The organism is Streptomyces sp. NPDC127177, from assembly GCF_042672475.1.
GTDB lineage: Bacteria > Actinomycetota > Actinomycetes > Streptomycetales > Streptomycetaceae > Streptomyces.
In genome coordinates, this window is the sequence record NZ_JBHXUW010000120.1 from 1 (window position 1) to 6,140 (window position 6,140).

The following is a 6,140-nucleotide window of genomic DNA, read 5'->3' on the forward strand; positions in this document are numbered from 1 at the left end:
TGTGCTGGCGGGGGCGACTCCGGTCCTGGTCCACAACAGTGGCTGCGACTGGGACATGACCAAGATCGACGAGAAGTACGACAAGCACGTGCACGGAGACGGGAAGCGTCCGGGCGAAGAGCCCGACATGCCGGAGTACCAGGACGAGATCGACGGTGTCGATGGATTCGACCGGTACCAGAAGGACGCGTGCAGTCTGATGTGCGGCGAGAAGGGGCCGAACGTCCGGGAGGTCATCCGGTCCGGGGACGGTGCGATCCTTCGCCTGGACACCTCGACCGGCCGGCTCGGCATCATGCAGAACGGGAAGATCACGAACTTCTTCCGGCCGGACGACCCGATCGCGTATATGGAGAAGGAAAGTGCCCGATAGCGTTCGCGAAGGCTTCTCGGAAGGTTTCGGTGAAGAGTTCTCCCGTCTGTTCTCGGCGGCCGGATGGAGAAAGCCGATCGGTCCGGCCGAAGCGCTGAGCCGCTGGCAGCGCTTCGCCGATGACTGCGGGGACGGTTATCCATGGGACGTCGAGGACTACAACAACGATCTGACGCTCCGGAGCCGGCTCGCCGAGATCCTGCCGGTGCTCGAAGCTTCGGGGCACGCCGAGGCGCGAGGCCTGTCGGAGCGGATCGAAGGTGCCGACTCGCAGGTCCGGAACGTTCTGCGGAACGAGTCCTTCACACGTTTCCCCGAGGAGGAGTGGTGGCTCCGCAGGTCCCCGGCGTACGCCTGCCGGAGATTCAGCACCGAGTTCCGCGAGACGTACGGGGTCGTCATCGAACCGAGGTCCCTGTTCGATGACGACGTGCGCGAGTTGGTCCGGCTGAAGACGACGGGGCTGTCCGTCGCGGATGCGCTGATCCACGCGCGGGCCGAGCGCCTGTACGTTTCGGCCACCGAGGGCCTCCTGTTCCGTGCGTTCCGGGAGGCGTTCCCCACGGCGGGCAGGGCGCGGCAGGCGAGGAAGCTTGTTCTGAGCTGGATCGCCGGCACGGCCGAGGACGCCGAGCTTCGTTCTGGACTTGCCGCACCGTGAGGGGAGGGGCTGGGCGGATGCCGGGAGAAGAGAGAGCGGCGGCGAGCGAACTGCTCACCGAGGACGAGACCAGCCTGCTGCGGCGGGCCCTCCTCGAATGGGGCGGTCCGGCCCGGTGCAGCGACCAGCTCGCCGTCGGCATGGGGTTCACGGACGCCCGGGACCTCGTCGACCGGACTGATCTGCTGCGCGACGCGCTCGGCAACGACGTTCCGCTCACACCGGCGGACTGGGCGCGTGTGCTGTTGGCCACGGAGATCGTCTTCGTCAGCGACCTGGCGGGCACGGGTGCCGAATGGCCGACGACCACCGGACGCGGACGAGCCCACCATCCGGATGCTGCGGTCGGTCCAGCGGAAGCTGGGCAGGACCGTCAGGCCCTATTACGGGAAGACCCCCGGTGCCTGACGCGGGGCCGGAGCCGGTGCGCCGGAACGTGGACGTGCGACTGGTGGACGACCTCGTGGCCCGCGTCCCCGGGTCCCGTGATCTGTACGCATCGCATGTGTTCAACGAGGGCACCGTGCTCCCGCACGTCTTCTTCCGGGACGCCACCCAGGAGACCGTGCGGTCCTACCTCGGCGCCGACGCGCCGGGCTGGCGCCGCACGCTGGAATTCCTCGAGGAGCAGGCTGCCCGGTCCTGGCGGCGGAGTTCGCACGGGTCCGCCCCGCCGGGTAAGCCGGCTCGGGCCCGTGCGGATCACGCACGGGCCGGCAACCGCTCCGGATCAGGGGAGCTTCGCGGCCTGGGCGGTGACCAGTTCGGCCGGGAGCTCCGGGGTCTTGGTGTCGAGGAAGTTGGCCACGTAGAAGGTGACGACCGTCGATCCCGTCCGTACCAGCTGGAAGACCAGCGGCACCTTGTCGCCCTCAATGCTTCCGGTCACCTGGTAGGCGATGCTCTCCTGCCCGGCCTTGGGCAGGTTCAGCTGCTTCACCTCGGTGTACGAGGAGGGGCCCTCGTCGCTCGACGTGCGGAATCCGCCCGCGCAGGCCTGGACCGCGTCCCGGACGTCGCGCATCAGCTGCTGCGCCGTGCCGCCGGAGTGCGAGGTGAGGATCTCGGTGACGACCGTCTGGTCGTCCTTGCCCTCTTCCGACTTGTCCATGACGGTACGGAAGACGGTGGCTGCCGGGGTGGGCTCCGGGGCGCCGTTGATCACGGCGACCAGTGGCCGGCAGGCCGTGGTCTCGGACTTCTCGGTGCCGGTCTCGTCCCCGCCCTGCATCGGCGTGACCTCGTACGTCCCCACTTCACCGGTGGTCAGTGCGGCCTTAGCCAGCTCCGACTTGCTGAGGACCTTGCCGTTGCTGGAGGGCGTCGAGGTGGGGTCCGGAGCGGCGGAGTCACTGGCGGCCGGGTCCGGGGTCGCCGCAGTGCTCGGCTCCGCGGACGCGCCGGCAGCCTTGCCGTCCTTCTCGGACCCGGCGGACTTGTCGTCGGAGGGTCCGCAGGCCACGGCCGCGAGGCAGAGCACTGCTGTGGTGGCCGCCATGGCTGCCGTACGTGCCTTCATTCGTCACCGCTCCTGACCGGCGAACCGCTGACGCGGACGCGTATCCATACGGACTTGCACGCTAACAACCCGGGTGACCCCGACGCTTGGGCCCAGGGGCCCAACTCACGGCGGGCCGGAGCCGAGCAGCGTCCATGCCCCGTACCCCGCCGAGGCCGCGGCCAGCACCGCGAGGACCGTCACCCTTCGGGTCGTCGGGCGCAGCCCGGCCAGTGCGACGGCGGGCGGCAGCAGGAGCGGGAACGCGGGCATCATCAGCCGGGGCCGGGAGCCGAAGTACCCGGAGCCGATCAGTGAGATGACGATGACGGCGATGCCGTAGACGAGTACGGGGAGCGGCTGGCGCTGTCGCACGCACAGGTACACCAGCCATCCCAGCCCGGCCGGCGCGGCGCAGAGCCCGAGCGCCGCCGGCAGCGGGAGGCCGAGGACGAACGAGGCGAGGGCCGCACCGCCGTCGATGCTGTTGCCCCACTGCGCCTGGACGTCGAAGTAGGCGAACGGGCTGCCTTCGCGCACCGCGACGAAGACCACGTAGGCGAGCCAGCCCAGCGGTGCGACGACCACCCCGAGCAGCATCCGGCCGTTGCGGCGGACGATGCCCTCGCCGGCACCGTCCCGGTACTCGCGTACGAGTGTGACGGCGGCCGTGATGGCGAGGGCGGCGATGAGCGCGGCGGCGGAGGGGCGGGTCAGCCCGGCGAGTGCGCACAGCGCACCGGCCACGAGCCACCGCCGGGTCAGCGCGGCGTACAGCGACCAGGCGGCAAGAGCGGTGAACAGGGTCTCGGTGTACGCCATCGACTGGACGAACGCCGTCGGGTACACCCCCCAGAGCGCGGCGAGCACCACTCCGGACCGGCGCCCGTACAGCCGTGCGCCGACGGCGAAGATCCCCCACGCCGCGAGCAGGCCCGCCCCCCACGCGACCAGCAGCCCGGCACCCGCGAGGCCGAGCGGGGTGACTGACGCGATGGAGCGCTCCAGCGCGGGCAGCAGTGGGAAGAAGGCCAGGTCGGAGTGGATGCCGCCGTCGGCGAGGGTGACCGTGTACCCGTAGCCGTGCTCGGCGACCCGCTGGTACCAGACGGAGTCCCAGCGCTCGGCAAGCAGATGGAAGGCGTCCTTCCCCGCTGCGGCGGCGGCCGCCCAGAAGACGACGAGACCCGCGACGCGCACGGCCGCGTAGGCGCCGAGCGCCGGGCCGGCCGAGGCGAGCGCGGCGGCGGCCCGTCCGCGGACCGGCCGGCGCGCCTGCGGGCACTGCGGACGCGGCCGGGCACCGGTGGCCTGCGGGGAATGGTCTGCGGACATACGCCCGATTATCTCCGCGCCGGGGCGACGAGGTGGTCACCACCGGACGCCAGGACACCTCATCCCGGGCGAACAACGGCGTGACCTCGGCAAACGGTTCGTCGGCCAGATCCTTACCCGTCCGGAATTGTGGCTTCCGTCACAGCGGCTGGGGTCGTGCTCTGGTGAGATCACCGGATGCTCGGTCTCCTTCTCCGGTTCCTGCCCTTCTGGGTTCGCGAGCCCGTATTCATCCTGGTCGGGTCCGTTTTCGGGGTACGCATCATGTATCTCGCCTTTCGTGAACACAATTGGACCGCGGCCGGCATCGGCACGGCCTTCCTCGTGTTCACCGCGATTCGTGTCCACACGGTGGTCCGCGCGCTGAGCGAACGCCGGAGCCGGAACCGGACGGTCTCCGCGGCGACCGGGGCAGCGGCCGATACAGTGCCGCAGCCGCAGCCCGGAGTCGGGTCGGCGACGTTTCGGAAGGAGCCCAACGTCTGGGGACAGGCCTTCGCGGCCTTGGCCGTGTTCGGGGCTCTCGGAGCCGCGGTGTGGGTGGCTTTCAGCGCGGCGCCGGACGCCAACAGCGCCCCGGAACCCGCCTCCTGTTCGGACAGCGCACACGAGAAGCTGCCGCAGGCGTACGCCAGGAAGCCGAAGCCTGTAACCGGTGACGAACTGTGCGCGGCACTCAACCGGCCCGACCTGGCGCAGCTCCTCGGAACGCCTGACGAGGTGGCGACCACGGCTTCCGGCACCGACAACACCGCGCCCTTGACCGATGGGAAGATCGCACAGCCGGAAGCCGAGGTCAGGTTCGACACGTACACCGTGAACTTCTCGGCCACGTACAACAAGCTGTCGATTGCCCAGTTGGCGGAGTTGAAGAAGACCGGTGGTGAGGAGGCCAGGACGGACGAGGTTCGCGGCCGGCCCGCGGTCTTCTCCTCGGATCACACCATGCAGTTCGACATCAGCCTCGGAGGTGAGGAATCCAGCGCGCCCGTCGAGGAAGGTCCCCTGGCCAGGACCCTGTCCGTGGCTTTCGACCGGAAGGACGGGGGCGGCTACTACGACATCACCGTATGGAGCACGTCCGGAGCCTTCCCCACCGACGGTGTTCTCCTCAACATCGCGGAGGAGGTTCTTCCGACCGTCCCTGGCTGGACTGCCCCATGAGACGAAACCGTCTCCCCGCGGCTCGGTACGGGACCGCGGCTCGACCTCGACACCGACACCGACACCGACACCGACACCGACACCGTACGCCTCGCGGAACTCGGTGCTGAATCCCCGGCAGGCGTACGCCAGGGACCTGCGGAGCCACCGCTCCCCCTCGGGGAAACAGGTGAGGGAATCGTCCCGCAGAACGCTCCGGACCTGCGAGTCGACGCCTTCGATCTGCTCCGACAGGCCTCGCGCCTCAGTGCGCCCGGAGCCCGTGCCGTCGTTCAGTCCTTCGCCGTCGCCTGGAGCACGCTGCTCACGGACGACCATGAAGGCAGCGCGGCCCGCACGCTCCTGAGGTCCGTCTCCACGTAGTCGGGCGGCACGTCGCCGATGCCCGCCACATCAAGCACGTAGAACTCCGCCGCTCTGCCCGCCACATCGAGCCGTCCCTCGGGAAAGAGCCCCAATCGCACGGCGAGAGAATCACCGGAGCGGTGGGGAACGCTGGACACGACGGTCAGGGCGCTGAGCGGGCCCGGGGCCTCCGGCGCGTTCCAGTCGAAGGAGCGAAGACCGCGCACCACGAGCAGGGCCGCGTTCCCCTGATCGAACTGCAGGGATGTGCGGAGTTCGAAGAGCAATGCCGCTGTGGAAGTCAGCGCACACACCCGGCAGTCGAGCAGCTGGGCCTCCTGGAGTGCGTCCACCTCCGTCAATGGGTCCACTTCGGCCGGACCGGGTGCGGGAAAGGGGCGGGCCGTGACGATGTCTTCGATAGTGGTCATGGGATCGCGATGTGGTTGTAGGCGTCCGCCTTGCTGACGGTCTGCCCGGTCAGTGGGTTGACCGATTGCCCCGCTTTGTTCATGTAAACAACATATCCCTTGGGGTACTGGTACTTGCCTGTGGTGACCGGATCCATGATGCGCACCTGAGTCACGCGAGGATCGAGGCCCTTGGTACCGGCCGGAATATCGTAGACCGACCCCTTCCCGGTCGCGACCGCCTTGCCGGCGGCACCCTTGGGAAGCGGCAGTTTCTCTCCGCCGGGCCCGGTCACCGCGTCGAGGTCGCAGTTGTTGTTGTGCACCAGGACCGGTGTCTGCCCGGCGAGCACG

The 6,140-nt window shown here is 69.3% G+C and carries 7 protein-coding genes; 3 read left to right on the forward strand and 4 right to left on the reverse strand.

All coding sequences use genetic code 11. The annotated features are described in order from the left end of the window. Nucleotides 1-373, forward strand: a 373-nt coding sequence (locus ACFVJX_RS35850; RefSeq protein WP_384136814.1) for a hypothetical protein, incomplete at its 5' end; no start/stop codon positions are given. Continuing rightward, a complete protein-coding gene (locus ACFVJX_RS35855; protein ID WP_384136816.1) occupies nt 363-1,034 on the forward strand; it encodes a hypothetical protein in 672 nt (223 codons plus the stop codon). The genes ACFVJX_RS35850 and ACFVJX_RS35855, both read left to right, overlap by 11 nt. A gap of 730 nt (nt 1,035-1,764) precedes the next feature. On the opposite strand, the gene ACFVJX_RS35860 is transcribed toward ACFVJX_RS35855, so the two are convergent. Together ACFVJX_RS35860 and ACFVJX_RS35865 are read right to left on the reverse strand one after the other, a co-directional pair. Beyond that, nucleotides 1,765-2,553, reverse strand: coding sequence for a hypothetical protein (locus ACFVJX_RS35860; RefSeq protein ID WP_384136818.1), 789 nt, complete (start codon nt 2,551-2,553; stop codon nt 1,765-1,767). 105 nt (nt 2,554-2,658) lie between these two features. Next, complete coding sequence (locus ACFVJX_RS35865) at nt 2,659-3,867, reverse strand: hypothetical protein (protein ID WP_384136820.1); 1,209 nt, start codon at nt 3,865-3,867, stop codon at nt 2,659-2,661. A 264-nt stretch (nt 3,868-4,131) separates the two neighbouring features. Between ACFVJX_RS35865 and ACFVJX_RS35870 the strand changes: the two genes are divergently transcribed. Next, a complete protein-coding gene (locus ACFVJX_RS35870; protein ID WP_384136822.1) occupies nt 4,132-5,031 on the forward strand; it encodes a DUF6215 domain-containing protein in 900 nt (299 codons plus the stop codon). Nucleotides 5,032-5,303: 272 nt separating this feature from the next. Here the strand turns inward: ACFVJX_RS35870 and ACFVJX_RS35875 are convergent, their stop codons facing one another. Both ACFVJX_RS35875 and ACFVJX_RS35880 read right to left on the reverse strand, forming a co-directional pair. After that, complete coding sequence (locus ACFVJX_RS35875) at nt 5,304-5,807, reverse strand: hypothetical protein (RefSeq protein ID WP_384136824.1); 504 nt, start codon at nt 5,805-5,807, stop codon at nt 5,304-5,306. Next, nucleotides 5,804-6,140, reverse strand: a 337-nt coding sequence (locus tag ACFVJX_RS35880; protein WP_384136826.1) for a hypothetical protein, incomplete at its 5' end; no start/stop codon positions are given. The genes ACFVJX_RS35875 and ACFVJX_RS35880, both read right to left, overlap by 4 nt.